We start from the raw sequence: 26,009 nt of genomic DNA on the forward strand, positions 1-26,009 counted from the left end.
ATCATGACCGGCCGCTACCAGAACGCGCTGCTCGCCGGCGCCGAGGAAATCCTGCTTCTCGTCGACCCCGCCAGCCTCATCATCCTCGCCGCCAACCCGGCCGCCTCGCGCCTGCTCGGCTACCCGGGCGACAGCCTCGTCGGCCAGCCGGTCACCGAAATCGAATGCGCGCTGGCCGACGTGTTCTTCTGGGAGGAAGTGCGTGGCGGCGGCGGCACCGACGAGCAGACGATGGAAAGCCTCTACCGGCGTGCCGACGGCAGAGTGCTCGCCGCCCGCAAGACGGTGCGCCGCGTCGCCGAAGGCTTGCTGGTGCGGGCCACCGACATCGGCGCCCAGAAACGCGCCGAGGACGAACTGGCCGAAATGAGCTCCCGCCTGCGGGCCACCCTCGAAGCCACCGCCGACGGCATCCTGGTGCTCGACGGAGACGGGCACATCGTCAATATGAACCGCCGTCTGGCCGGCCTGTGGGCACTGCCCGAAGAGCTGCTGGCCCAGCACGACGACGACGCCATCATCAAGCACATGAGCCGCGCGGTGGAAAACCCCGCTGCGCTGCTGAGCCTGCTCACCAACCACAGCCAGGATCTCTCCGAAACCTTCGACACCCTGCCCCTGTGCGACGGGCGCATCTTCGAGGCCAGCTCGCGCCCCGCCCGCCACGACGACGAAGTGATCGGGCGGGTGTTCTGCATCACCGACGTCACCGAACGCCACAAGGCCGAACAGGCCCTGATCGCCGCCCGCGACGCCGCCACCTCGGCCAGCAGGGCCAAGAGCGATTTTCTGGCCATGATGTCCCACGAAATCCGCACCCCGATGAACGGCATCATCGGCATGGCCCAGTTGCTCGAGATGACGCCGCACAGCGCCGAGCAGCGCGAATACATCACCACCATCCAGAGCAGCAGCGAAGCCCTGCTCCACATCATCAACGACATCCTCGACTACTCGAAGATCGAAGCACGCAAGCTGAGCCTCGAAAAAATCGGCTTCGACCTGCGCCAGGTGGTGTCGGACGTGGACAAGCTGTTCCGCCCGAAAACCGTCGGGCAGCCGCTGAGCTTCACCACGCAGGTCGCCGACGAGATCCCCCGCGTGCTGCTCGGCGACCCGACCCGCCTGCGCCAGATCCTCGTCAACCTCGTCAGCAACGCCTTCAAGTTCACCGCCCAGGGGCAGATCGCCGTGCGCATCGACATGGGCGAGCGCAGCGCGGGGCACATCGGCCTGCGCTGTACGGTCAGCGACACCGGCATCGGCATTGCACCGGACAAATGCCGGCACATCTTCACGCCCTTCGAGCAGGCCGACATGTCCACCACCCGCCGCTACGGTGGCACCGGCCTCGGCCTGTCGATCTGCCGCATGCTGTGCGGGCTGATGGACGGCGAAATCGGCGTGGAGAGCCAGGAAGGCCGCGGCTCGGAGTTCTGGTTCACCGTCAGGCTCGAAGCCAGCGCCAGCGACAGCAGCGCAATGGCGCCGGCAACGCGCCCCATCCTGCGCCGCAGCACGCGCATCCTGGTGGCCGAGGACAACCCGATCAACTGCACCGTGATCGCCCGCATGCTTGAGCGCTTCGGCGCCCACGACATCGTTTTTGCGGCCAACGGCGAGGATGCCATCGCCCGCTGCAGCGAAACCGCCTTCGAACTGGTTTTCATGGATGCCCGCATGCCGCGCCTGGACGGCCTTGCCGCCACCCGGGCACTGCGCGCGGCGGGCAACACGGCCTACATCATCGGCGTGAGCGCCGATGCCATGAACGAGGAGCGCGACGCCGCGCTCGCGTCCGGCATGAACGACTACGTGCCCAAGCCCATCAGCCAGGACGCCATCGCCACCGCCATCAGCCGCTGGCGCGAAACCCTGATCGCCGCCAAGGCGGCCGACGACAACAAAATGTAAGTACCCGCGGCCGCCGCGCCGCGGCCCCGCCGGAAAAACGGCCCGGAGCGCCTATTTTTGCTTACAAATGCCCGACGCCCGGCCACCCTGGCTGCGGCTATCCTCGCGGCCACCGGAACCCACACCGGGCCTTCGAGGAGAAAAAACCATGTCTGATATTCGCCACCTGATTGCCGCCAGCCTGATCGGCAGCCTAGCCCTGGGCCTGTCCCTGCCCGCCAGCGCCGGCGACGGACATGGTCATGGACGACACGGCGGCTACGATCGGGGCGAGTACCGCCCCCGTCACGACCACCGCCACCACCACGACCGGGGCGCGTATTACTACAGCCCGCCGCCGGTCTATGCAGTACCCCCGCGCGTGGTGTACGAACGCCCGATGGTTTACAGCCCGCAGCCGGTGTACGCCTACCCGGCCCGCTCGGCCCAGTCGGCCGTCACCATCGACATCGGGCCGCTGGTCATTCCCTTCCGCTAGCCACTGTGGCGGCGCCCCGCCCCCTGGGCACCGCCACACCGGGCGTGAAAGGCAGGCCGAGGGCCGGCGCCTCGCGCTCCTCCATGCCAAAAGCCGCGCGCAGGCAGCGGTGCTGGGCCTGGGTGATTTCTTCGATGTAACCGCGCACGATCGTCTCGCACCCCTCGGCGCTGGCCGCAAGCAAAGTCATGACGCGCTCCTCGAGTTCGGCATGATCCGCCGCGTGCACAACAGGATCGACTTTGAGGAGCTGCTTCTTAACGCAGCTTTCCGTGATGCCGATCGACAGCCGGCACACGAGGTATTGCAGACGCAAGGACACCCCCATGCTGGCCAGTCCCAGGTGACCGATCAGCTCGCAGAAGGGGACAACAGGATTCACGGCAGGAGTGGGCGTCGGCATAGTCTGGATCTCGTGAAAAAACAGGGCGAAACCCCGTTTTACTCCAGTAAGGACGGGAGTCAACCCGCCAGCCAGACGGCCCGTTCGGCGAGGCGCTTCGCCCAGTCCGGATTGAGGCCGGGGGCGGCGGCAAGGCAGCGCAGCTCGGCCGGATCGGGGCGATGGGCCAGGCGGGCGGTCCACAGCCGGGCCAGGGTCAAGCCCGGCGCCGGACGCTCGACGCATTCAATCCCGTCGCCGGCGGCAATCTCACCCTCTTCCAGCACCCGGAAATACCAGCCGGTCAGGCCCGCATCGGCGATCACCCGCGACATCGGCGCATGGCCGAGGCGATGGCTGATCTTCCAGCACGGCTGACGCGGCTGGCTGACCTGCAAACGACACCTGCCGATGGCGAAAACGTCGCCGATGCACACCGCATCTTCCGTCAGGCCGCGGCCGGACAGGTTCTCGCCGAGCACGCCGGGAATCAGCACGCCGGCCAGCGCCGGTACCCGGGCCGCCAGCACCGCGTAGTGTTCGGCCGGGTAGTAATGCACCGCCTTCTCGGGCCCACCGTGCACCCGCAGGTCGGCCTGCATGTCGCCGGCCAGGCCCTCGCGCCCCACCGCCACCGGCCCCGTCACGGGCAGCTTGAACATGCCGGTCTGCTGGCCTTCGGGCGGCAGCGGCTGCAGCGCGCCGACAAACACCGCTTCAATCCGTGACTTCATGCATATCCCCAATCCGGAAATCCCAGCTGTCAGGCCGGCCACAGCCAGGCCGCACCGCGCACCCCCGACGAATCACCGTGCGCGGCTTTCACCAGCCGCGTCAGCACCCGGTCGGAAAACACATGGGGCTGCCACAGGCCGGGCACACGCTCATAGAGCCGGCCGAGATTCGACAGCCCGCCGCCCAGCACGATCACGTCCGGATCGAGCAGGTTGATGACACCCGCCAGCGCCCGCGCCAGGCGCGCCTCGTAGCGCTGCAGGCTGGCCTCGCAAGGCGTATCGCCCGCTGCCGCCGCGGCAACGATGGCCTCCGGCGTCAGCGCCGCGCCGCTGGCCTGGGCGTGGTCCCGCGCCAGGCCGGGGCCGGACAAATAGGTTTCGACGCAGCCGGCGCGCCCGCAGTAACACGCCGGCAGGGGCAGATCCGCGCCGGAAGGCAGCGGCAGCGGGTTGTGGCCCCACTCGCCGGCAATTGCATTGGCGCCGTCGAGCACCCGCCCATGCACCACGATGCCGCCCCCCACCCCGGTGCCGATGATCACTCCGAACACAACCCCGGCCCCGGCCGCGGCGCCATCCACGGCCTCGGACAGGGCAAAGCAGTTGGCGTCGTTGGCCACGCGCACGTCGCGGCCCAGCTGCTGCTGCAGGTCGGCCAGCAGCGGCCGGCCGATCAGACAGGTGGAATTGGCGTTCTTGACCAGGCCACTGGCTTTGGACAAGGCCCCCGGCATGCCGACCCCGACCGTTCCGCGCCGGCCCAGTTCGCCCTCGACGGCCGCCACCAGCCCGCCCACCGCCGCCAGCGTGGCGGCGTAATCGCCCTGCGGCGTGGCCACGCGGCGCCGCGCCAGGGTTTGCCCGCCCTCCGAAAGGGCGATGATTTCAATCTTGGTGCCGCCAAGGTCGATGCCGATGCGCAAGGGACGCTCCCTACCAAAAAACAGGGATGATAGCGCCGTGAAAAGCGCCCCGTTTCACGCGGCCTGCCGGTATTTCTCCCAGCCGGCCCAGCTGTAGCACAGCAACCCGGCCCAGATCAGCCCGAAAGTCACCAGCCGCGCCGGCTGCAGTTCCTCGCCAAAGATCCACACCGCGGTAACGAGCTGCATGGTCGGGTTGATGTACATCAGCATGCCCACCGTGGCTAGGTTGAGGCGCTGGGTGGCCGCCGCAAACAGCATCAGCGGCAAAGCCGTCATCACGCCGGACATGGCCAGCAGAAAGTCGGTCAGGCCGTCGTGGCCGGTGAATACCGCGTGCCCCTGGCTGCCCTGCCACAGGGCGTACAGGCCCACCAGCGGCAGCATCGAAAGGGTTTCCAGCCACAGCCCCGACACCGCATCCACCGGCACCTGCTTGCGCACCAGGCCGTAGAGCCCGAAGGTGCCGCCCAGAAACAGCGACACCCAGGGCAGGCTGCCCAGGGCGATGAACTCGTTGCCGACGGCCGCCACCGCCAGCCCCACCGCCGCCCATTCCTTGCCGTTGAGGCGCTCCTTGAGCACCAGCATGCCGAGCAGCACGTTGACCAGCGGGGTGAGGAAATAACCCAGGCTGCCGGCGATCACCAGGCGCTGGTCCACCGCCCACAGAAAGCCCAGCCAGTTCGACCCCACCAGCAGCCCGGCAAAGGCCAGGCGCAGCACGTTACCGGGCCGCCGCGCGGCACTGCCCACCTGGGGCCAGCCGCGCCGCACGGTGAGGATCAGGCTGACCAGCACGCAGCCCCACAGGGCCCGGTTGCACAGCACATCGGCCGGGCTGACGTGGCCGAGCTGGCGAAAGAACAGCGGGAAGAAGCCCCAGATGCCATAGGCGCCCAGACCAAAGCCGATGCCGGCGAGGGTTTTGCCTTTATCCACGATTGACGTTAACGGAAGACGGGAGGCCGACAGTAGCACCGCCCACCCTGCAACGCTGTTGGGGTTTTCCGTGGAAAGCCGTCGGCAGATTACAATGGCGACATTCCACTGCAAGGACGAGGCATCATGCTGATCATCTTCAAATCTCCCGCCAGCGGCGACGTGATCATGTTTGAAAAGAACGGCAAGGAAATGCTGGGCGTGCTCGGCAAGGACCCGGCCGATGCAAAGGGAATCGTGACCGTCGAACAGCTGCCCGGCGCCATCGCCGCCGTGAAGGCCGCCATCGAAAGCGACAAGGCGCGGCTGGCCGAGCAGGCCAGCGAAGCCGCCGACCCCGACGAAAACGACGCCAAGCCCTCCGGCGGCGGCGTGAGCTTCTTTCAGCGCGCGGTGCCGCTCCTCGAGCTGCTCGAACGCTCGCTGAAAGACAAGGTTCCGGTGACCTGGGGCGTCTGACGCCAGTCCAGCGAGAGCATCCGATGACCCAACTCGACATCGACCTGGCCCTTGATCTGGTGCGCGAATCCCTGCCCCAGCTGGGCATTCCCCGGCGCATGTGCACCCGCAAGCTGTCGCCGGCCGGCCGGGTGTTCGGCCAGTACCGCTGGCACTCCGACACCCTGCGCCTCAATCCGCGCTACCTGGCCCGCCTGTCGGACGACGACGCGCTGGATCTGCTCGACACCCTGATCCACGAACTGCTGCACAAGGCCTCGCCCCTCTGGAAGCAGCTGCGCGACAGCTTCAGGCCCCATCCCGAAATCTGGCTGAAAGCCGAAAAGCTCACCCGCCAGCTCGGCCCGACCTACCTCGCCCGGCGGCGCGAGCAGGCCACCGGGCACATCGCCTGAACGCTACCCGAAGGCAGCGCCCGCCCGTCAATCGGGAATATCGTCTGCCGTTGGCACCACCACCGCAAACAGATCGGCCAGCGCGGCCAGGGCAGCCGTCTGCAGCGCCGCGGCGCTCACCGTGCCACCGTCCGGCGCCGGTAGCGCGCGGGTGGCCGTGGCACTGGCCGGCACGCTCACCGCGTAACCCAGGTTGAAGGCGCCCCGCGCGGTGGAGTTGATGCACATGTGGGTCATGAAACCGGCCACCACCAGCCGGGTCGCCCCCAGCGCCTTCAGGCGCGCATCCAGATCGGTGCCGACGAAGGCATTCGGGTAGTGCTTGACCACCACGGCCTCGCCTTCCACCGGCGCCAGCTTGTCGGCAATGGCGCCAATCTCGGCGGTGATGTCGTAGGGCGAGCCGGGGCCGGAATCGTGCTGGATGTGGATCACCGGCACCTTCAGAGCCCGCGCCCGGCCGAGCAGCCGCGCGCATTCGTCGAGGGCCGGCTCGATGCCAGCCAGTTCCATGACGCCGCTGCGATAGGTGTTCTGGGCATCGACCAGGATCAGCACGGATTCGGACAAGGGCGCCGGCGCGGCGGGCTTGCCGGACAGTTCGCGCAGGGTTTTGGATGCGGGCATGGCGGTTTTACTCCTGGATGGAAATCGGAACGGCAAGACTAAGCCTGCTGAAGCCCTGCGTAAATCGACACCTGCGCAGCGCTACCCTGCAAAATTGCAGCACATTCAAACCGGAACACCCCACATGAACTGGGACGATCTGCGCTTTCTGGTCGAGATTGGCCGTGAAGGCACCCTCGCTGCCGCGGCGCGCCGCCTGAAGGTGGACCAGACCACCGTTGCACGGCGCCTGCGGGCGCTGGAGGACACCCTCGGCACGCCGCTCTTCGAGCGCAGCGACAAGCATTGGCGCCCCACGGCCGTGGGCGCCAGCGTGCTCGAACGGGCTACGCGCATCGAGGAGGACGTGGCCGGCCTGGCCCGACTGGCCGAAACCGGCACCCGCACGGTGAGCGGCGTGGTGCGCACCACCTCGGTCAGCGCCATCGCCAGCGACTACCTGGTGCCGCGCCTGAACGGCCTTTACGCCCGTCACCCGGAGCTGCTCGTCGAGCTGATCGCCAGCAACGACAACCTCAACGTGTCCCGCCGCGAGGCCGACATCGCCATCCGGCTGGCCCGCCCCGAGAGCGGCGATTTTTTGATCCGCAAGCTGGCCGATGTGGGTTTTGCCGTGTATGCCGCTCCATCTGCCCAGCACGATGACTGGGTGACCTACGACGACGAACTGGCCCATACGCCGGAGATGCGCTGGCTGGCCGCGCAGCTCGCCGGCCAGCGCGTGCGGCTGCGCACCAACAGCCTCGCCGGGCTGTTGCGGGCAGTGGCCGGCGGCATCGGCCGGGCGGTTCTGCCGTGCTTTCTGGCCGACTCGGCGCCCGGCCTGATCCGCACCAGCGGGCCGCAACCGGTGCTCAGCCGCGACCTGTGGCTGCTGGTTCATCCCGACGCCCGCCGCCAGCCCCGCGTCGCCGCCGTTGCCGACTGGCTGGGCGAATGCTTTGCCACCGATGCGCTGGCCTTTCGCGGCTGAAGCCGCCGCGGGCAAACGGGTTCAGGCGCCGGTGAGCTGGGCGTAGAGCAGCGGCAAACGGGCCGGCAGCTCGGCCGGGTTGCGCAGGATGGTGTAGCCGGCCGGGCCGAAAAGATGGGGCAGATAGCCCTGGCCTTCCTTGTCGATGGTGACGCAAAACGGCCGCACACCCTGCTGGCGGGCCGCGTTGAGGCTCATGCGAGTGTCCTCGATGCCGTAACGGCCTTCGTAGTGATCCACGTCGTTGGGCTTGCCGTCGGAAAGAATCATCAACAGGCGCATGGATTCGGGCCGCTTGGCGAGAATCTGCGTCGAGTAGCGGATGGCGGCGCCCATGCGCGTGTAGAAGCCGGGCTTCAGCGCGCCGATGCGGCCACGGATGCGGTCGTCGGTGGGCTCGTCGAAATCCTTGATGCGGTGAAAGCGGATGTGCTCGCGCTTCCTCGACGAAAAGCCGTACAGGCCAAACGGATCGCCGGTGGCGCCGAGCGCCTCGGAGAACAGCCACAGGCTGTCGCGGATCACGTCGATGACGCGCTGCTCGTCGCTCACCCAGGTGTCGGTGGACAGCGACAGGTCGGCCAGCACCAGGCAGCACAGATCGCGCTCGCGACGTTCGCACGACAGGTATCCGCCGCTGGCCCCCACCGAATGCCCGGTACGCCGGTCGGCAAAGGCGCGTACGCAGGCGTCAATGTCGAGTTCGGGGCCGTCGGGCTGGTTCTTGAGCCAGCGCCGCGCCGGGGTCAGGGCTTCGAGCTGGTGGCGCAGGCGCCGCGCCGGCCGCACCAGGCGCGAGGGCAGCGCGATGGGCGGGGCGTCCCGCGGGTCGAGCACGGTAAGGCTGCACACGTCACGCTTGAGCACCTGCTTCTTCCAGTCCCACTCGGGGAGCAGGATACCGCTTGCGAGCGGGCGATCGTCCTGGGCGGCCGAGGGCAGGTCGAGGTCGAAGCGCACTTTTGACGCGGTGTCGGTGCCGTCCTGGGCCACCGAGATGCGGTCCATGTCGGCGGCGGCGCGGGCCGGGTTGTCGTCCGCATCGTCGTCGTGGCCGCGGTTCACCTTCACGTAGTCGGCAAACGACAGCAGGCTTTCGGCCCGGAAGGGCAGGTTGAGCCCGTTGCTGCCGTCGGGCATGTCTTCACGCTGGGCCTGGCGGCGGCGGTCGGTGGCATCGGTGGATTTACCCGCGCCTTCGCGGTTTTCGGCCGGCGTGGGGGTGGCCGGCGACTCGCGGCGGTCGATGGCCACCGGGGCCGGGTAGAGCCACAGCGCCACCGGCGTGGGCGGCTTGCGCGCGGCGGGCAGGCTGGCCACGCTGCCCGGCTCGGCCAGCGCCTGGCGAATGGCTTGTTCGGCGGCGGCTTCGTCGGCGGGCAGCCGGGCCGGGTTGGGCCGTTCGGCAAGCACCGCCGCCACCAGGCGCCGGTAGCGCGACGCAAAGCCTGGAAACGCCGCCAGGGTCTTGGCGCTGGCCTCCTGGTTGGCGGCGATCCAGTTGTCGGCAGTCAGCCCGTCGGCCGGCAGCGCCGCGCCCTGGGCGATCAGCCACAGATACAGGTCACGGTTGAGGCTGCGCTCGGGAAACAGCGCGATCTCGGCCGGCAGGCGCAGGGTTTCCGAATCCCGCGCCGACTGGGCCACCTTTTCACCGGCGTGGGCGATACGCGCCAGCCAGCCGCGCCGGGCGCCGTGCTCGACTTCGGCCGCCGGCGCCACGCGCAGGCCGGCGTCGCCACCCAGCGCCCGGAACAAAATGCCCGCCGTGCGCTCGATGTCCTCCAGCCGCACCGCAGCCTGCGGGTAGCTGCGGGTCGCCGCGCGGGTGATGAAACGGTGCCACAGGCCGCCGATGAATTCTTCCATTTGAAAACCGCGTAAAGGATCAAGCGTTAAAGGCGGATGAGCCCAGGCTGCATGCCGATGCGCTCACGCGCGTCAGCGCGCCGTCCAGCCGCCGTCGATCAAGGGCGCCGAGCCGGTGACCGACCTGGCCGCATCCGAGCACAGGAACACCACATAGGCCGCCACTTCGTCGGCCTCGACAAACTGCTTGGTGGGCTGGGCCGCGAGGATCACCTCGCGAATCACCCGCTCTTCGGCCATGTTGTGCACCCTGGCCTGGTCGACCACCTGTTTTTCCACCAGCGGCGTGCGCACGTAGCCGGGGCACAGCGCGTTGCAGGTGATGCCCTGCTCCGCCACCTCCAGCGCCACCGCCTTCGTAAAGCCCACCACCGCGTGCTTGCTGGCCGTGTAGGGCGCCTTGAAGGGCGAAGCCACCAGGCCGTGGGCCGACGCGATATTGACGATGCGCCCCCAGCCCTGCTCCTTCATGCCCGGCAAGGCCGCCTTGGTGGTGTGAAACACCGCCGACACATTGATGGCCATGAGCTGGTCCCAGGTGTCGTCGGGAAAGGCATCCACCGCCGCCACGTGCTGGATGCCGGCGTTATTCACCAGGATATCGAGGCCGCCAAAGGCCGCCGTCGCCGCCTCCACCAGCGCCCGCGCCGAAGCCGGCACCGCCAGGTTTGCCGCCGTGTAGGCCACCTCGGCACCGGTTTCGGCGGCCAGCGCGGCGCGCAAAGGCTCCGCATCCCCGGCCGTGCGCGAACCATTGAGCATCACCTTCGCCCCGGCTCTGGCCAGCGCCCGCGCCACCGCCAGCCCGATCCCGGACGTCGAACCCGTCACCAAAGCCCTCTTGCCTGCCAGCATCGTCATACACACATCCTCGCCAAATCGCGCCGGGCCCCTGCCCGGCCGGAACAGGAATCCTACCGCAGGGCCGCCACCGCCGCGCCGACTATAGCCCCCCGCACATCAAGCTGCCCTGTCGTGGCTCAATTTACGCGGGCGCTTCGGACTTAATACTTATGGCATATCGCGCATGCCACATCAAAGGGCTACCATCGGGCCCATCCCCCGGAAAACCCACGCCAGCGAGGCTCTGCGCTTGATCCCCACCGACCGGCTGCACCACTTCATCCGCCTGCTCGGCCACCGCCGCGCCACTCCCGCCCTTGATCTGCAATACGAACTCGGCATCTCCCGCGCCACCCTCACGCGCTATATCCGCGACGTGCGCGACACCCTCGGCGCACCGGTGATCTTCGACCGCGAACAAGGCGGCTACCGGCTTGAAAGCGCCCGCCACGACTTCGGCCCCCAGTTTGAACTGCCCGGCCTGTGGTTCAGCGCCGAAGAAATCCACGCCCTGCTGACGATGCAATACCTGCTCGCCAACCTGGACAGCAGCGGCCTGCTCGGCCCCCACATCCAGCCGCTGCTCGACCGGCTCGGGCGCATTCTCGGCAGCGCCGACGACTCGGCCGCCGAAGTCGCCCGGCGCATCCGCATCCAGACCGTGGGCGCGCGCAGCTTCCAGCTCGAACACTTCCAGGCCGTCGGCTCCGCCACCCTGCGCCGCCGGCGCCTCGTCATCGAATACCACACCCGCGGCACCGACACGGCCACCCGCCGCGAAGTCTCGCCCCAGCGCCTCATCCACTACCGTGACAACTGGTACCTGGACGCCTGGTGCCACCTGCGCGGCAGCCTGCGCAGCTTCGCCATCGACGCCATCCACCGCGCCGAAATCCTCGACCGCGACGCCCGCAACATCGACGAAGCCACCCTCGACCGCGAACTCGGCAGCGGCTACGGCATCTTTGCCGGCGCCACAGTCGAATGGGCCGTGCTGCACTTCAGCCCCGAACGCAGCCGCTGGGTGGCCCAGGAAAAATGGCACCCCGACCAGCAAGGCCGCCCGCTCGACAACGGCGGCTTCGAACTCCGCGTGCCCTACAGCCAGCAGCCCGAACTGCTGATGGACATCCTCCGCCACGGCCGCCACGTGGAAGTCATCGCCCCCGCCTCGCTCCGCGAAGCCGTGCGCAGCGAGCACGCAGCGGCGGCGAAGATCAATTTGTGATGCTCATGGTTTGAGCATGGGGGTTGGCAGAATGAACCGCAGACAAACAAGGACGCCGCAATGGATCAGATAACGCCCTCCGACCTCAAGACCATCCTCCACTCCAAGCGGGCGAACCTCTACTACCTTCGCCACTGCCGCGTACTGGTCAATGGCGGCCGGGTCGAATACGTGACCGATGAGGGCAGTCAGTCCCTCTACTGGAACATTCCCATCGCCAACACCACGGTGCTTTTGCTGGGAACAGGCACCTCGATCACGCAGGCGGCGATGCGGGAGCTGGCCAAGGCCGGCGTGATGGTCGGGTTCTCCGGCGGTGGAGGCACGCCGCTGTACAGCGCCAACGAGATGGACATCGAAGTGGCGTGGTTCTCGCCGCAAAGCGAATACCGCCCCACCGAATACCTGCAGCACTGGGTTCGCTTCTGGTTCGACGACGCCCTGCGCCTTGAGGCGGCCAAGGCCATTCAGCGCGCCCGGCTGGCGCGTATCGCCAATCACTGGATCGGCAACCGCAAGCTGGCCGACAGCGGCTTTGAGCTCCCCGCAGACCGGCTGAAGTCGGCCCTGGAAGCCTCCCTCCGTCAGATCGATCTGGCGCCGGACAACACCGCCTTGCTGACCGAAGAAGCCCGCCTCACCAAGAAGCTCTTCAAGCTCGCCTGCGACGCCACCGATTACGGCGACTTCGTCCGCGCCAAGAACGGCAGCGGCGCCGATCCGGCCAACCGCTTTCTGGATCACGGCAACTATCTGGCCTACGGGCTCGGCGCTACCGCATCCTGGGTTCTGGGCCTGCCCCATGGTCTGGCGGTGCTGCACGGCAAAACCCGCCGCGGCGGGCTGGTGTTCGACATCGCCGATCTGGTGAAGGACGCCCTGATTCTTCCGCAGGCCTTCATTTCCGCCATGCGCGGCGATGACGAGCAGAGTTTTCGGGAAGCCTGCATCGCCAGTCTCGTGCAGGCCGAGGCCCTCGATTTCATGATCGACACGGTGAAGTCCATCGCCCTCGACCTTGGCAGGCAGGCCCAATGAACATCCTGCTGATATCCCAATGCACCAAGAACGCCCTGACCGAAACCCGGCGGATCATCGACCAGTTTGCCGAGCGGCGCGGGGAGCGCAGCTGGCAGACACCCATCACACAGCAGGGGCTCGATACGCTCTACCGGCTTCTGCGCAAAACGGCCCGCAAGAACACCGCGGTCGCCTGCCACTGGATTCGCGGCAAGGATCACAGCGAGCTGTTGTGGGTGGTGGGGGATGCCAGCCAGTTCAACGCCCAGGGGGCGGTGCCCACCAACACGACGAGACGCAACATCCTGCGCCGTGAAAGTGAGAACGACTGGCATGGACTCCAGCACATTCACCTGCTCTCGTCCCTGGCGGCCATGCTGCACGACCTCGGCAAAGCCTGCCGCGCCTTTCAGGAGCGGCTTCTGCCAGGTGCGCCACTCACGCGCAATCTGTACCGACATGAGTGGATTTCCCTGCGCATATTCCAGGCCTTTGTCGGCGAATCGACCGATGAAGCGTGGCTGCAACGCCTGATCGAGCCAACGTCATTGGATGATGCCTGCTGGCTGGCCACTGGCCGACTTCTGCGTGACGGGCTGGACCCCGCCGCTCGCAGCAGCAAGCCCTTCGCCATCCTGCCCCCGCTGGCCAAGGCGGTGGCGTGGCTGGTTCTCACCCATCACCGTTTGCCGGTCATGCCAGCCGAGGACGAAAAGGGCGGCCATCGCTGGCTGGGTGCAAGAGTGCCTGACTTCCGTAGCGAACAATTGACCGACCTCCTGAAGGCGGTAGACGCTGATTGGAACGAGCTATCAGGCACGCCAGATCGCGCCGCCGTCGAAGCCTACTGGCAATTTCCCCATGGCCTGCCGGTGACCGTATCGGCGTGGCGTAAGCGGGCTGCCAGAATCGCCAGGCGTTTGCTCGACCAACAGCGTGCTGCACCTGCTCTGGATTTGTGTGCCGACCCTTTTGTGATGCACCTGTCCCGGCTCAGCCTGATGCTCGCCGACCATCATTACTCCAGCCTCACCGAAAAGAGCGAGCGGGAGCAGGGGGAGAAGGACTACCCGCTCTTCGCGAATACGCGGCGGGATACTGGCGCCCGCAATCAGACCCTGGATGAACACTTGCTGGGGGTGACGAAGCACGCCGGGGTCATCAATCACGCACTCCCCGGTTTCGAGCTCCATTTGCCGCGTCTGGCTCGTCACAAGGGGCTGCGCAAACGTAGCCAGGATGCCCGCTTCCGCTGGCAGGACCGGGCCACGGATACCGCAGCCGCGATGCGCGAGCGGGCGGCCCTGCAGGGTGCCTTCATTGTGAACATGGCCTCCACCGGCTGCGGCAAGACTTTGGCCAACGCCCGCATCATGAATGCGCTGGCCGACCCGCTCAAAGGCATGCGCTGCGCCTTTGCCCTCGGGCTTCGTACCCTTACCTTACAAACCGGCCGCGCCTTTCGCGACCTGCTTGGTCTGTCGGAAGACGAACTTGCCATCAAGGTGGGCGGCTCAGCCAGCCGTGAATTGTTCGAGTTCCACGAAAGACAGGCCGAGCAAAGCGGCTCGGCATCGTCCCAAAGCCTGCTCCCGGAAGACGGGCATGTCCTGTTCGAGGGCAACGCCGAGCATCCGCTGCTCCAGCGCCTGTCCCGCGATCCCCAGGTTCGCTCCCTGCTGGCTGCACCGCTGCTGGTGTGCACTGTTGATCACCTGACCCCTGCCACCGAGAGCCAGCGCGGCGGCCGGCAGATCGCACCGATGTTGCGTTTGCTGAGTGGCGACCTCGTTCTGGACGAGCCGGACGACTTCGACATCGACGATCTGCCGGCCCTGACCCGGCTGGTGCATTGGGCCGGTCTGCTCGGCAGTCGTGTGCTGCTTTCCTCCGCCACCTTGCCACCGGCTTTGGTGGAAGGCCTATTCCTCGCCTACCTGGACGGCCGTGCCTGGTATCAGCGCAACCGGGGAGAGCGCCCCGGCGAAACTCCCTCCGTTTGCTGCGCGTGGTTCGACGAGTTCGATCAGGTGCAGCAGGACTGTGCCGACAGCGCGGGTTTTCTGGGTGCGCACCGGAGCTTCGTGCTCAAGCGGCATGCACGTCTGGCCAAGGAGCCCGTCAGGCGCCTCGGCGAACTCATTCCCCTGCCGGCTGGCGAGGACTTTCGCTCCGGGTTTGCTCATGCGGTCCGCGAAGCAGCCCTGGGCCTCCACGGACGGCACCACAGCGTGGACACCAAGACCGGCAAGCGCGTCAGTTTTGGCCTGGTGCGGATGGCCAATATCGATCCCTTGTTCGACGTGGCGCTCGCGCTCTACGCCGAGGGCATGCCCGAAGGATGTCGCCTTCACCTGTGCGCCTATCACTCCCAGTATCCGCTGCTTATCCGCTCCGCCATCGAGACCCGGCTGGATGCCAGCTTGAACCGGCGCAAGCCCGATGCAGTGTTTGATCTGCCAGACATCCGCGAGCGCCTGGACCGGAGCCCGGAATCCGATCAACTGTTCATCGTGCTCGGCTCGCCGGTCACCGAGGTCGGGCGCGATCACGACTACGACTGGGCCATCGTCGAGCCGTCGTCGGTGCGTTCGCTGATCCAGCTCGCCGGGCGCATCCGTCGGCATCGTCCGGGAGCAGTAGAAACGGCCAACCTGCAAGTTTTCGACACCAACCTGAAGCACCTCGAAACCCCCGGCAAGGCGGCTTTCTGCCGGCCCGGCTTCGAGCAGGACGAAGAGCCCTTCCGACTCCGTACCCATCGGCTCGCTGATCTCCTCGATCCCGAAGAGCTACGGGTCATCGACGCCCGGCCCCGCATTCTCCCTAGGCCAGACGAGCAACTGCAGCCGACGCTTCGGCTGGTGGACCTGGAGCACGCCCGCATGCGCCAGCAGATGCTTCCCCAGGCTGCACCGTCTGTCCCGCTCACCGCCCGTCAGCTGCGTTCTGGCCAGAAGCCCAAAACCGCGCTGAATGCGGCCAGCCACTGGAATACGCCTCAGGTCTGGCTGACCGCGGTGTTACCCCAGCAACAGCGCTTTCGGGATGACCCCATGGCCACGGTCGATGTCGCCCTGCTGCCCACGGAAGACGAGGACGACTACGCCCTCCACCGGATCGATCCGGGCAAGAAGAAATGGGAGTCGCTCTATGTGCAGATCGAGAACAGTCAGAACCACCGGATTCCAGACAGTCAGGTGCAAGGGGCGCGTATCGAGCCGTGGGGAGAAACGGACTACCTGGAGGCGCTGAGCACCTTGGCCGAATCCCTGGAGATGTCGCTGCTGGCTTGTGCCCAACGCTACGGCACGGTCAGCCTGCCCGCCAGCGAACAGGGATGGCGCTTTCATCCTGCCTTGGGCTTTACCAAGGAAAGATGATGAGACGCAATGGAGGTTTTGACTCAGTGACGGGCTGGCCGCTCCTGGGCGGCAACTCGTACGGCGGGCAGGCGGGCCAGCAGATCGGGCAGCGCTCGTTGCACGGTCTCCCAAACCACCCCGATATCCAGCTCAAAGTAACCATGGGCAATCCGGTTACGCATTCCCTTCATGCTGGCCCAGGCGATTCCGGGATGTTTCGTCACAAAGTCGCCGTGCTGTTCGATCAGCTTCGCTGCGAGTTCGCCAATCACCAACAGATTAAGGACTACCGCCTGCTGCGTGCGCTTGTCGGTGACAAACGCGGCCTTGTCCATGCCTTCCACGTAGGCAAGGGCCTGGCTGGCGGCCTCATGCATCTGCTCCAGCCACAAGGGCAGGCGATCAATCGTCACACCGGCCTCGCCTCGGCCAGAACCTGCGCCCGGAACCGGGCCGGCAGATCGCCCGGTGTGAGTACATCCACCGGCACGCCCAGCAAGGCTTCCAGCTCGACCTGCAGGCCACCCAGATCAAAGAGGGTGGTTTCCGGCGACGGGTCGACCAGCAGGTCAAGGTCACTGTCGTCCTCGTCCGTCCCCCGCAATACCGAACCGAACACTCGGGGATTGCTGACGTGGAAACGCAGCGCCGCCTCGAGGACGGCCCGGCTGTTCAGCTGGAGGGCATGGGAGGGTTTCATCGTGTTTCTAGCTGCCTATCCGGCAGTGAATGTTTCTCGCCCATGGAGCAGCGAATATTTCTGAGCTGCCTTTTCGGCAGTTGCACATGTCCAGCAGACGGCGTATCTTGACTATCAATCGTTTATTTTTAATCTTCGTCCAAGCAGCAGTGAATAGGTTAAACGATTGGGGTGCCCCCGAAAGACTGCCATCTTTCGGGGGCGGATTGCAACGCCACTGGCTGGGCAGCCGGGCATCCACCTACGGGATTTCGCCGCAGGAAGGAGGATACGGGTGTGATTGACCATCGCACGATCAGAAGAGTCGATTGAAGTTGTTGTAAAGCAGTCCCCGAAGCGCTGCTTCGGGGATTCTACGGCTAGCCGATAGCTTGTCCAAGCAAGAGGTATCACATGTCCGATTCTCCGCAAGACCGCCGCGCCCTGTTTCGCGCGGCCATCGAGCGCTTTCTCCAAGAGCGCATGTCGAGCAAGCTCGACAAACTCGCGGCCGACGACCCGAAGCGCAGCGAGTTGCTGGTGCAATACGAGTCAGGGACTTGGTTGGCTGACGCTGCAAGGCGTGTAGCGCAAATCCAGACCGTCACCCATTCCCTCAAACCCATCCACCCTGAAGCACGGGGAACCAATCTGTATTGTCCGCCGGAGTCATTGCCAAGCCATCGCGAGGTGGGCAGCCATGTGCTGAGTGCGGATTTTTCCGGCGATGTGGTGGGTAATGCCGCAGCCCTGGATGTCTACAAGTTCCTCAAGGTTTCCGTGGAAGAGCGGCCCCTGCTGGAATGGATGCAGCAGGACGATGCCGATCTCCTTGCCGCGCTCTCCGACGATTCAGAAAAGGCGCAGGCGTGGGCAGAGGCATTCAGGAGCGTGACCCAGCCTGCCAGCGAGATCCCGGCTTCCCACGGTCTGGCCAAGCAGCTCTACTGGCTGACGGGTGAGGACCCGGCAAACGACGGCGATTTCCATCTCCTGGCACCCCTTTATGCCAGTTCGTTTGCCCACTCCGTCTTTCGCACGATCAACGAAGACCGCTTCAGCGACCCTGCGAAAGCGGCCCAAAAAGCCAAGTGGGAGCGCCGTGATCACGACGGTGTGAGCCGCGAGTATCCCAACCTGGCGGTCCAGAAGTTCGGAGGCACCAAGCCGCAGAACATCAGTCAGCTCAACAGCGAGCGAGGCGGCAGCAACTACCTGCTGGCTTCCCTTCCACCCCGCTGGAAAAGCCGTGAAGTCCAGGCGCCCTGGTATGTGGATTCGGTGCTCTCCCGCTTCGGGCATAGCGATGGCGTTTGGACGCAGGTGCGCGAATTGCGCGACTTTCTGCTCTCGGACCCGCCTCCCACGATGGAAACCCGTGACCGTCGCGAGGGCTTGATCGACAGCCTGATCGATGGGCTGGTCGATTTCGCTCAGCGTTTCCAGGTGATGTTGCCTGCGGGATGGACCCATGACTCCCGCTGCCGTCTTCCAGAGGTTGAAAGGCTGTGGCTCGACCCCGGCCGGGTGCTGGCGGATGCGGAAGACGACGCCGTTTTCTGCGGCAAGTGGCACAGGATGGATTGGCCCGCGGAGGTGGGGAATCGTTTTGGCAACTGGCTCAACAAACAGCTGGGCCCGGATCTGCCGCTCGGCGATGTCGAAGCGCGTCAATGGCAAACCGAGCTGCTCCTGCAGCAGGACTGGGCTCAGCGCCTGCACGAACTGCGTGGGCAACTCGACGCACCTCGCTACATTCCTACAAGGGAGGGCGTATGAGCACGATCTTTCCCGAGAGCCAGGGGCTGCTGGTGCTGCCCCGCCTGCGCATCCAGAACGCCAACGCCATTTCCAGCCCGCTGACTCACGGCTTTCCGTCCATGACGGCCTTTCTTGGCCTGATGTGGGCGCTGGAGCGCAAGCTCTGCGCAAACAGCATTGGAATGGCGTTCGACAGCGTGGGCGTGATCTGCCACGACTTTGACGAGCAGGTGACCGAAGGCGGCTACACCAAGGCTTTTCGACTCACCCGCAATCCGGTGGATAAGGATGGCAGTACCGCAGCCATCGTGGAAGAAGGCCGCATCCACCTGGACATCACCCTGGTGTTCGGGGTGAGCAGCGAAACAATTCTGGAGGAGGCCGAGGCGCGCCAGGCCCTTGCCGATACGGTCGCAGACACGCTGGCCGGCATGCGGGTTGCGGGCGGCAGCATTGTGCCTACGCGTAGCGCCGCTGCACACCAGGGGGCGGAATTGATCCGCCTGGCCGAAGACACGGCCGAGGCGCGCAAGCAATTCCGGCGTCTGCGCCGCCGTTGGTTGCCCGGCTTCGCGCTGGTCTGCCGCGACGACTTGCTTACTCAGCACCTGGCAAGCCTTCAGGCAACAGACCCGAAAGCCGGCGCACTTGATGCCCTGCTCGACCTGTCCCGCATCAACTGGAGGCCGGAGCCTGGCGCGCCGTCCGACACCGAGCGAAAAAACGTCGAGTGGAAGCCCGAACCCAGGGAAGGCTGGATCGTGCCCATTCCCGTGGGCTATGGCGCCCTTTCCGGCATACACCCCGCAGGCAGCGTGAAGAACGCCCGTGATTCACGCACCGATTTTCGCTTTGTTGAAAGCCTTTATTCCATCGGCCAATGGATCAGCCCGCATCGGCTCGGCAGCCTCCGCGAGCTGCTTTGGTATGGCCATAGCGATATCGACGGCGGCCTTTACCGCTGCCGGAACGACTTTGCCGCCACGGCCCAACATCCCTGAATTCCATCCTGAAAGGAAATAGATCATGACGCTCAAGACTGCCTCCGTCCTCGCCTTCGAACGCAAGCTCGACCCCTCTGACGCACTCTTCTTTGCCGGCACCTGGGACGGACGGAATGACAGCTCCGCCTGGCCTCCTGTGAAGATCAAGGTCAAATCGGTACGCGGGACCATCTCCAATCGTCTTAAGGCCAAGGACCAGGATGCTGCCAAGCTCGATGCCGCCATCGAGAACCCCAATCTGCAAAAGGTCGATGTGGCCGCGTTGCCCAGCCAGGCCGACACCCTGAAAGTCGTTTTCACCTTGCGTGTTCTGTCGGGCACCGGGCAACCCTCTGCCTGCAACGACGCCGACTATCAAAAGAAGCTCATGGACACGGTGGGCGGCTATTTGGGGACCAACGGCTTTGGCGAACTGGCCCGCCGCTATGCATCCAACCTCGCCAACGGTCGCTTCCTGTGGCGCAACCGTGTAGGTGCCGAAACGGTGGAAGTCCAGGTTGCCCATCTGGTCGGTGGGCAAGCCCGCAATACCTGGAACTTCGACGCGCTGTCTTTCTCGCTGCGCGATTTTGCAGCGCCCCCGCGGGGCGCCGCTGCACTCGATGAGCTGGCGAAGTTGATCGCAGAGGGACTGGCCGGGCAAGGTCACGTGCTGCTGCAGGTCACCGCGTATGTACGCGTTGGTGCAGGGCAGGAGGTTTTCCCCTCGCAGGAACTGATCCTCGACAAGGGGCGAAGCGACAAGAGCAAGACGCTTTATGAAGTGGATGGAACCGCAGGGCTCCATTCCCAAAAGGTCGGCAACGCCATCCGCACCATCGACACCTGGTACCCGGAAGTGGACGAGTTGGGCCCCATTGCCGTGGAGCCCTACGGCTCCGTAACCACCCGCGGCAAGGCCTATCGCCAGCCCCGCAAGAGTGACGATTTTTACTCCCTGCTCGACAACTGGATCATCAAGGACAAGGTCCCGGCCACGGAACAACAACACTTCGTAATCGCCACCCTGATCCGTGGCGGGGTCTTCGGCGAGGCGGGTTGAGCCATGGACCATTACCTGGAAATCCGCCTTCTTCCCGATCCGGAATTCCCCGCCACAACCTTGATGAACGCTCTGTTCAGCAAGTTTCACCGGGGCCTGGTCGGGCACGGGGAGGGCGCTATCGGGGTGAGTTTTCCGGACGTCAAGGAGGCTCATCGTGGCTTGGGGAGTCGGCTGCGTTTGCACGGCAGCGCAGCCGACTTGAGTGACTTCATGGGGACCGACTGGCTGACGGGCATGCGTGATCACGTTGCCATCGACGGCCCCGCACCGGTGCCGGCCGGGGCGCGTCACCGCATTGTTCGACGCGTCCAGGCCCACAGCAATCCGGAGCGGGAGCGCCGCCGCCTCATCGCAAGGAAAGGCGTATCTCCCGAAGAAGCCCTGGCTGCCATTCCGGACAGCCGTGCCGAGCAGCTCGATCTGCCTTTTCTTTTGCTGAGCAGTCGGAGTACCGGACAGCAGTTCCGCCTCTTCGTCGAGCATCTGCCCATCGCGGACGAATCCCGGCCAGGCACCTTTGGAAGCTACGGCCTTAGCCCGGCTACAACCATCCCCTGGTTCTGACCCTTTTTTTATCGCCCCTGTAAAAGCCTTGATTTTCGGGGCTTTAGCAGGGGCTGCGTTTTTTGGGTCATGGCGCTAAAAGGCAGCATTTCTCTTTAACAATCAGGCACTAAAGACTGGTAGTCTCTACGTCACTGCCGGATAGGCAGCTCAGAAATTGAGGTGCTTGGCCTCGCGGGCGCAACGCTGCGTCACTGCCGGATAGGCAGCTCAGAAATGCCATGCGGTCTGACTCGGCCTTGTACGACTCGTCACTGCCGGATAGGCAGCTCAGAAAAAGCCGCATCGCTTCATTGATCTGTTCTTCGGCGTCACTGCCGGATAGGCAGCTCAGAAAATGCGCGCCGCAGTCGTCGCGGCACATCTCGACGTCACTGCCGGATAGGCAGCTCAGAAATCAGCCATACAGCTACATGCCGAAGAGCCATTCGTCACTGCCGGATAGGCAGCTCAGAAAAAATCCTGACGGCACGACTACAAAAACAGATACGTCACTGCCGGATAGGCAGCTCAGAAATTTCGGGGGTTGAATGCTCTTGCGCTCATTGACGTCACTGCCGGATAGGCAGCTCAGAAACGGCAGACACCGCAGCGGCCGGGGTGGCAGTGCGTCACTGCCGGATAGGCAGCTCAGAAAGGCATGGATCAGGTACCGGACGGGGTGACGCCCGTCACTGCCGGATAGGCAGCTCAGAAACGTCCCCCGCGGCCGCCGCCGCGTCCACTCAGCGTCACTGCCGGATAGGCAGCTCAGAAATGGGTGGCAAAGCCCCATTCGAGGGCCTGGTCCGTCACTGCCGGATAGGCAGCTCAGAAAGAAGCGGAGTGTGTCAGCGTAGACCGCATCTACGTCACTGCCGGATAGGCAGCTCAGAAATTTTAAGAATCCCTTAAAACCTGCGTAAATACCGTCACTGCCGGATAGGCAGCTCAGAAATCTCCGCTCGCCGTCCCGGCGCAGTCGGTCAGCGTCACTGCCGGATAGGCAGCTCAGAAAGCGCACTTACCGACTTACCGGCCTGCTGCGTGCGTCACTGCCGGATAGGCAGCTCAGAAAGACGTGCTTAATGCAATGTCATACGTCCTTAATCGTCACTGCCGGATAGGCAGCTCAGAAAGTCGTCACTAAGGAGCGGAAAGAGCGTTATATCGTCACTGCCGGATAGGCAGCTCAGAAATCGAAGAAATGCGGCTGGACATGTGGGAGCGCCGTCACTGCCGGATAGGCAGCTCAGAAATAAGCATGGAGCCGCTGCTGGGGCCTGTTGATCGTCACTGCCGGATAGGCAGCTCAGAAAGGACATGAGCCGTACAAATGCACCGGGCATCACGTCACTGCCGGATAGGCAGCTCAGAAAAAAACGCAGAATTACGATAACGAAATTGCTTCCGTCACTGCCGGATAGGCAGCTCAGAAAGCGAACCATCGCGACTTCCGCAATCTGATCGACGTCACTGCCGGATAGGCAGCTCAGAAAAAGCCCCTCCCTTGCTGCCGAACAAAACAAGCCGTCACTGCCGGATAGGCAGCTCAGAAATCGAAGGTCGGGTTCGCATCCAGCAACAGCATCGTCACTGCCGGATAGGCAGCTCAGAAATGAAGAGCACGAGGAAGGCGAGCTGGCGGTCTCGTCACTGCCGGATAGGCAGCTCAGAAATCGCTGGTGATCTGTAGCGGGGTGGTCGTTTTCGTCACTGCCGGATAGGCAGCTCAGAAATCCAAGTCGGCACGTGTGGGCTTGTCGGGCAACGTCACTGCCGGATAGGCAGCTCAGAAACTCACCGACCACGACGGCGCGCTGGCGATTCCCGTCACTGCCGGATAGGCAGCTCAGAAATGCATCATGCTGGCCGAAAGGCGGGTGGCGGCCGTCACTGCCGGATAGGCAGCTCAGAAAATCCAGCGGCGCAGTATTTTTGCCGACGCCAACGTCACTGCCGGATAGGCAGCTCAGAAAACTCGCTCGGCCGGTGCCGACATCTACCTGGTCCGTCACTGCCGGATAGGCAGCTCAGAAAGCCTGACGATGCGAGTCTTGACCGACTTTCAGCGTCACTGCCGGATAGGCAGCTCAGAAAAGCAACACCCGCGGCATGATCGGCAAAGGCACCGTCACTGCCGGATAGGCAGCTCAGAAATGCAAACCGGCAGCGGCAGCTGGCCAGCCAGACGTCACTGCCGGATAGGCAGCTCAGAAAGCCCAGGCGCTGGCCCCGCTGCTGGTGATGGCCCGTCACTGCCGGATAGGCAGCTCAGAAAGGTGAAGTCCGGGGCTCCCCATCCGCCCTGGCCGTCACTGCCGGATAGGCAGCTCAGAAAGGTTCTGCAGCTCGTCAGAGAGCGCATCGGCCCCGTCACTGCCGGATAGGCAGCTCAGAAAGAACTCAAGGAGCTGAGCTCCAAGGGCCGCAGCGTCACTGCCGGATAGGCAGCTCAGAAATTGATCTGCTCGCTCATCGCCAACATGGCCACCGTCACTGCCGGATAGGCAGCTCAGAAAAACTCGATCACCATGCTCCACGCGCCGTGGGCCGTCACTGCCGGATAGGCAGCTCAGAAATCATCATGAAAGAACTTGACAAGATCGAGTCTCGTCACTGCCGGATAGGCAGCTCAGAAAAGCATCGAAGGCCGCCTGGGAAACTAGAAGCGCGTCACTGCCGGATAGGCAGCTCAGAAATCGTTGAATACGGCCACATCCAGCGCTATCGCCGTCACTGCCGGATAGGCAGCTCAGAAAACCCTCAAGAGCGGCGTGCTCACGCTGGATTACGTCACTGCCGGATAGGCAGCTCAGAAAGATCGAGTAGAGGACACGATGGCCGACATCGCCGTCACTGCCGGATAGGCAGCTCAGAAAGTCTCTAGCGATTCCGGGCAAGTAATTGCCCGCGTCACTGCCGGATAGGCAGCTCAGAAACAGAGGTGCGCACTCCGACATATGCCGTCAGACGTCACTGCCGGATAGGCAGCTCAGAAAGGCAGGCTGGCAACAACAGGGGCAATGCGTTCCGTCACTGCCGGATAGGCAGCTCAGAAATGCCGGACGGCGCTTACGTCGGAAAGTGCGCACGTCACTGCCGGATAGGCAGCTCAGAAAAGGAAGATGGCGAGTACATCATCACTGCAAAGCGTCACTGCCGGATAGGCAGCTCAGAAAACTCCGGCGGCTCAGACTCCCTCTGCCGCTGCCGTCACTGCCGGATAGGCAGCTCAGAAACGAGCGCGCAGTGCGCCGCATGGCCGCCCGGTCGTCACTGCCGGATAGGCAGCTCAGAAATTTGCCAATAACGTTGTCGGGGCCTCTGGCGTCGTCACTGCCGGATAGGCAGCTCAGAAATTTTCCCTGGCCGAAAATGCACGATCCAACGCCGTCACTGCCGGATAGGCAGCTCAGAAATCCATGCAGCCCCGCGCCTGGGATCTATCTGCCGTCACTGCCGGATAGGCAGCTCAGAAACTGCTGCGCTTTGTTGTGGGCTGGGAAGGTGTCGTCACTGCCGGATAGGCAGCTCAGAAAAACATGGCCACGCTCGACAACGGAACGTTGCGCGTCACTGCCGGATAGGCAGCTCAGAAAGGCGCGCTCACCACCAACTGGATCCCCTGGATCGTCACTGCCGGATAGGCAGCTCAGAAACAATGCACCCGCAGTGGGTTCGCGACATCCGCCGTCACTGCCGGATAGGCAGCTCAGAAAAGCTCAACCATTGGCACATGTTCCCCCCCTGTCGTCACTGCCGGATAGGCAGCTCAGAAACTGAAGGATGAATCGCGCTTGCCTAAATGGGCACGTCACTGCCGGATAGGCAGCTCAGAAATATCTGATTGCGCAACATCCTAATCAGATCGACGTCACTGCCGGATAGGCAGCTCAGAAAACCTCCGACAAGGAGCGCATGGCCGCGGAGCTCGTCACTGCCGGATAGGCAGCTCAGAAATGCTTTCTGTCCCGGCCCTGAGCGCAGCAGTCCGTCACTGCCGGATAGGCAGCTCAGAAAAAGTGCATAGACGCGCGATAGCGGCAGGTCGACGTCACTGCCGGATAGGCAGCTCAGAAAAACTCACGGACATCAAGGATGACCGCGGCGGACGTCACTGCCGGATAGGCAGCTCAGAAACGCTCGCGCTGCCGCAGCTCGAAATGCCTGGACGTCACTGCCGGATAGGCAGCTCAGAAAGCCGAAATTGACGGTCATGCCGTCGTTTCCCACGTCACTGCCGGATAGGCAGCTCAGAAAATTGGCTACTTCGGCCCCGCGCTGGGCTGCATCGTCACTGCCGGATAGGCAGCTCAGAAAGCGAAGAATGGATCATCGAGGACCGCCCGGAGCGTCACTGCCGGATAGGCAGCTCAGAAATTCGGAGGCCACACCAGGACGATGTGGTCTCTCGTCACTGCCGGATAGGCAGCTCAGAAAGAAGAGCGTCCAGGCATCGGTAACCAGCCGGCCGTCACTGCCGGATAGGCAGCTCAGAAACAGGTGCCGCTCGAACTGATAGCACGCATGCGCGTCACTGCCGGATAGGCAGCTCAGAAAGATCGCATGGGCACTAAAAAGGCACCTGGCATCGTCACTGCCGGATAGGCAGCTCAGAAATGCCCCATCCGATGATATGCACAGCCAGCCACCGTCACTGCCGGATAGGCAGCTCAGAAAGCTTTGTGCGCCGGCATGCCCTCTACACCTATCGTCACTGCCGGATAGGCAGCTCAGAAAGGTTAACGGCGGCGGAAAGTCGAACAGTAATTCGTCACTGCCGGATAGGCAGCTCAGAAACAAGTTAATAAATGCGCAT

At 64.5% G+C, this 26,009-nt stretch carries 21 protein-coding genes and 1 CRISPR repeat array (1 of these 22 running past the window's edge); of the genes, 12 read left to right on the forward strand and 9 right to left on the reverse strand.

The window, feature by feature from the left end; genetic code table 11:
- Nucleotides 1-3 precede the first annotated feature (3 nt).
- Both Q1W26_RS07320 and Q1W26_RS07325 read left to right on the forward strand, forming a co-directional pair.
- Nucleotides 4-1,914: a PAS domain-containing hybrid sensor histidine kinase/response regulator gene (locus tag Q1W26_RS07320; protein ID WP_300437860.1), complete on the forward strand. Its 1,911-nt coding sequence runs from the start codon at nt 4-6 to the stop codon at nt 1,912-1,914.
- Between the two features lie 148 nt (nt 1,915-2,062).
- Nucleotides 2,063-2,392: a hypothetical protein gene (locus tag Q1W26_RS07325; RefSeq protein ID WP_300437862.1), complete on the forward strand. Its 330-nt coding sequence runs from the start codon at nt 2,063-2,065 to the stop codon at nt 2,390-2,392.
- Here Q1W26_RS07325 and Q1W26_RS07330 read toward each other — a convergent pair.
- The 4 genes from Q1W26_RS07330 to rarD are packed head-to-tail and all read right to left on the reverse strand — an operon-like array spanning nt 2,376 to nt 5,376.
- Nucleotides 2,376-2,795 carry a hypothetical protein gene (locus Q1W26_RS07330; RefSeq protein ID WP_300437865.1) on the reverse strand — a complete coding sequence of 140 codons (420 nt, stop codon included), beginning with the start codon at nt 2,793-2,795 and terminating at the stop codon, nt 2,376-2,378. The two genes, Q1W26_RS07325 and Q1W26_RS07330, sit on opposite strands and share 17 nt — an antisense overlap.
- Nucleotides 2,796-2,854: 59 nt before the next feature.
- Complete coding sequence (locus tag Q1W26_RS07335; RefSeq protein WP_300437867.1) at nt 2,855-3,508, reverse strand: MOSC domain-containing protein; 654 nt, start codon at nt 3,506-3,508, stop codon at nt 2,855-2,857.
- Between the two features lie 29 nt (nt 3,509-3,537).
- Nucleotides 3,538-4,434 (reverse strand): ROK family protein, encoded by an 897-nt coding sequence (locus Q1W26_RS07340; RefSeq protein ID WP_300437868.1) that lies wholly within the window; start codon nt 4,432-4,434, stop codon nt 3,538-3,540.
- Nucleotides 4,435-4,488: 54 nt separating this feature from the next.
- The gene (gene rarD / locus Q1W26_RS07345; RefSeq protein WP_300437870.1) at nt 4,489-5,376 is read right to left on the reverse strand and encodes an EamA family transporter RarD; all 888 of its coding nucleotides are present in this window, start codon (nt 5,374-5,376) and stop codon (nt 4,489-4,491) included.
- A gap of 126 nt (nt 5,377-5,502) precedes the next feature.
- On the opposite strand from rarD, the gene Q1W26_RS07350 reads away from it, so the two are divergent.
- Both Q1W26_RS07350 and Q1W26_RS07355 read left to right on the forward strand, forming a co-directional pair.
- On the forward strand, nt 5,503-5,835 hold the full coding sequence (locus Q1W26_RS07350; RefSeq protein WP_300437872.1) for a DUF1840 domain-containing protein: 333 nt from the start codon (nt 5,503-5,505) through the stop codon (nt 5,833-5,835).
- A 23-nt stretch (nt 5,836-5,858) separates the two neighbouring features.
- Nucleotides 5,859-6,230 carry a hypothetical protein gene (locus tag Q1W26_RS07355; RefSeq protein ID WP_300437874.1) on the forward strand — a complete coding sequence of 124 codons (372 nt, stop codon included), beginning with the start codon at nt 5,859-5,861 and terminating at the stop codon, nt 6,228-6,230.
- Nucleotides 6,231-6,257: 27 nt separating this feature from the next.
- On the opposite strand, the gene Q1W26_RS07360 is transcribed toward Q1W26_RS07355, so the two are convergent.
- Nucleotides 6,258-6,857 carry a cysteine hydrolase family protein gene (locus Q1W26_RS07360; RefSeq protein WP_300437876.1) on the reverse strand — a complete coding sequence of 200 codons (600 nt, stop codon included), beginning with the start codon at nt 6,855-6,857 and terminating at the stop codon, nt 6,258-6,260.
- A gap of 124 nt (nt 6,858-6,981) precedes the next feature.
- Between Q1W26_RS07360 and Q1W26_RS07365 the strand changes: the two genes are divergently transcribed.
- Nucleotides 6,982-7,830 carry a LysR family transcriptional regulator gene (locus Q1W26_RS07365; RefSeq protein WP_300437879.1) on the forward strand — a complete coding sequence of 283 codons (849 nt, stop codon included), beginning with the start codon at nt 6,982-6,984 and terminating at the stop codon, nt 7,828-7,830.
- Between the two features lie 21 nt (nt 7,831-7,851).
- On the opposite strand, the gene Q1W26_RS07370 is transcribed toward Q1W26_RS07365, so the two are convergent.
- The gene (locus Q1W26_RS07370; protein WP_300437881.1) at nt 7,852-9,699 is read right to left on the reverse strand and encodes a nitric oxide reductase; all 1,848 of its coding nucleotides are present in this window, start codon (nt 9,697-9,699) and stop codon (nt 7,852-7,854) included.
- 72 nt (nt 9,700-9,771) lie between these two features.
- Nucleotides 9,772-10,560: a 3-hydroxybutyrate dehydrogenase gene (locus Q1W26_RS07375; RefSeq protein ID WP_300437884.1), complete on the reverse strand. Its 789-nt coding sequence runs from the start codon at nt 10,558-10,560 to the stop codon at nt 9,772-9,774.
- A gap of 232 nt (nt 10,561-10,792) precedes the next feature.
- On the opposite strand from Q1W26_RS07375, the gene Q1W26_RS07380 reads away from it, so the two are divergent.
- Genes Q1W26_RS07380 through cas3f form a run of 3 tightly spaced genes read left to right on the forward strand, consistent with a single transcriptional unit; the run spans nt 10,793 to nt 16,173 of the window.
- Complete coding sequence (locus tag Q1W26_RS07380; RefSeq protein ID WP_300437887.1) at nt 10,793-11,770, forward strand: WYL domain-containing protein; 978 nt, start codon at nt 10,793-10,795, stop codon at nt 11,768-11,770.
- A 60-nt stretch (nt 11,771-11,830) separates the two neighbouring features.
- Nucleotides 11,831-12,808 (forward strand): type I-F CRISPR-associated endonuclease Cas1f, encoded by a 978-nt coding sequence (gene cas1f, locus Q1W26_RS07385; protein WP_300437890.1) that lies wholly within the window; start codon nt 11,831-11,833, stop codon nt 12,806-12,808.
- Nucleotides 12,805-16,173: a type I-F CRISPR-associated helicase Cas3f gene (gene cas3f / locus Q1W26_RS07390; protein WP_300437892.1), complete on the forward strand. Its 3,369-nt coding sequence runs from the start codon at nt 12,805-12,807 to the stop codon at nt 16,171-16,173. Before cas1f ends, cas3f begins: the two co-directional genes overlap by 4 nt.
- Nucleotides 16,174-16,196: 23 nt before the next feature.
- Here the strand turns inward: cas3f and Q1W26_RS07395 are convergent, their stop codons facing one another.
- On the reverse strand, nt 16,197-16,568 hold the full coding sequence (locus Q1W26_RS07395) for a DUF86 domain-containing protein (RefSeq protein WP_300437895.1): 372 nt from the start codon (nt 16,566-16,568) through the stop codon (nt 16,197-16,199).
- Entirely contained in the window at nt 16,565-16,855 is a 291-nt protein-coding gene (locus Q1W26_RS07400; protein WP_299901623.1) for a nucleotidyltransferase domain-containing protein, read from the reverse strand. Before Q1W26_RS07400 ends, Q1W26_RS07395 begins: the two co-directional genes overlap by 4 nt.
- Nucleotides 16,856-17,248: 393 nt before the next feature.
- Between Q1W26_RS07400 and csy1 the strand changes: the two genes are divergently transcribed.
- The 4 genes from csy1 to cas6f are packed head-to-tail and all read left to right on the forward strand — an operon-like array spanning nt 17,249 to nt 21,208.
- A complete protein-coding gene (gene csy1, locus Q1W26_RS07405) occupies nt 17,249-18,613 on the forward strand; it encodes a type I-F CRISPR-associated protein Csy1 (protein ID WP_300437897.1) in 1,365 nt (454 codons plus the stop codon).
- Complete coding sequence (gene csy2, locus Q1W26_RS07410) at nt 18,610-19,596, forward strand: type I-F CRISPR-associated protein Csy2 (RefSeq protein WP_300437899.1); 987 nt, start codon at nt 18,610-18,612, stop codon at nt 19,594-19,596. The genes csy1 and csy2 overlap by 4 nt, the downstream gene beginning before the upstream one ends.
- 25 nt (nt 19,597-19,621) lie before the next feature.
- Nucleotides 19,622-20,641, forward strand: a complete 1,020-nt coding sequence (gene csy3, locus Q1W26_RS07415; RefSeq protein ID WP_300437902.1) for a type I-F CRISPR-associated protein Csy3 — start codon at nt 19,622-19,624, stop codon at nt 20,639-20,641.
- A 3-nt stretch (nt 20,642-20,644) separates the two neighbouring features.
- A complete protein-coding gene (gene cas6f / locus Q1W26_RS07420) occupies nt 20,645-21,208 on the forward strand; it encodes a type I-F CRISPR-associated endoribonuclease Cas6/Csy4 (protein ID WP_300437905.1) in 564 nt (187 codons plus the stop codon).
- Between the two features lie 129 nt (nt 21,209-21,337).
- Nucleotides 21,338-26,009: a CRISPR direct-repeat array (repeat unit 28 nt; unit sequence CGTCACTGCCGGATAGGCAGCTCAGAAA) (it continues 701 nt past the right edge of the window).

Source organism: Zoogloea sp., from assembly GCF_030157465.1.
GTDB lineage: Bacteria > Pseudomonadota > Gammaproteobacteria > Burkholderiales > Rhodocyclaceae > Zoogloea.

Excerpts from the sequence above, each read along its gene's own strand:
- Q1W26_RS07325 (WP_300437862.1), top strand. The coding sequence starts at position 2,063 with ATGTCTGATATTCGCCACCTGATTGCCGCCAGCCTGATCGGCAGCCTA.
- cas1f (WP_300437890.1), top strand. The coding sequence starts at position 11,831 with ATGGATCAGATAACGCCCTCCGACCTCAAGACCATCCTCCACTCCAAG.
- cas6f (WP_300437905.1), top strand. The coding sequence starts at position 20,645 with ATGGACCATTACCTGGAAATCCGCCTTCTTCCCGATCCGGAATTCCCC.
- Q1W26_RS07360 (WP_300437876.1), bottom strand. The coding sequence starts at position 6,857 with ATGCCCGCATCCAAAACCCTGCGCGAACTGTCCGGCAAGCCCGCCGCG.
- Q1W26_RS07320 (WP_300437860.1), top strand. The coding sequence starts at position 4 with ATGACCGGCCGCTACCAGAACGCGCTGCTCGCCGGCGCCGAGGAAATC.
- Q1W26_RS07355 (WP_300437874.1), top strand. The coding sequence starts at position 5,859 with ATGACCCAACTCGACATCGACCTGGCCCTTGATCTGGTGCGCGAATCC.
- csy2 (WP_300437899.1), top strand. The coding sequence starts at position 18,610 with ATGAGCACGATCTTTCCCGAGAGCCAGGGGCTGCTGGTGCTGCCCCGC.
- Q1W26_RS07400 (WP_299901623.1), bottom strand. The coding sequence starts at position 16,855 with ATGAAACCCTCCCATGCCCTCCAGCTGAACAGCCGGGCCGTCCTCGAG.
- Q1W26_RS07370 (WP_300437881.1), bottom strand. The coding sequence starts at position 9,699 with ATGGAAGAATTCATCGGCGGCCTGTGGCACCGTTTCATCACCCGCGCG.
- Q1W26_RS07330 (WP_300437865.1), bottom strand. The coding sequence starts at position 2,795 with ATGCCGACGCCCACTCCTGCCGTGAATCCTGTTGTCCCCTTCTGCGAG.
- Q1W26_RS07350 (WP_300437872.1), top strand. The coding sequence starts at position 5,503 with ATGCTGATCATCTTCAAATCTCCCGCCAGCGGCGACGTGATCATGTTT.
- csy3 (WP_300437902.1), top strand. The coding sequence starts at position 19,622 with ATGACGCTCAAGACTGCCTCCGTCCTCGCCTTCGAACGCAAGCTCGAC.
- Q1W26_RS07365 (WP_300437879.1), top strand. The coding sequence starts at position 6,982 with ATGAACTGGGACGATCTGCGCTTTCTGGTCGAGATTGGCCGTGAAGGC.
- csy1 (WP_300437897.1), top strand. The coding sequence starts at position 17,249 with ATGTCCGATTCTCCGCAAGACCGCCGCGCCCTGTTTCGCGCGGCCATC.
- cas3f (WP_300437892.1), top strand. The coding sequence starts at position 12,805 with ATGAACATCCTGCTGATATCCCAATGCACCAAGAACGCCCTGACCGAA.
- Q1W26_RS07375 (WP_300437884.1), bottom strand. The coding sequence starts at position 10,560 with ATGACGATGCTGGCAGGCAAGAGGGCTTTGGTGACGGGTTCGACGTCC.
- Q1W26_RS07335 (WP_300437867.1), bottom strand. The coding sequence starts at position 3,508 with ATGAAGTCACGGATTGAAGCGGTGTTTGTCGGCGCGCTGCAGCCGCTG.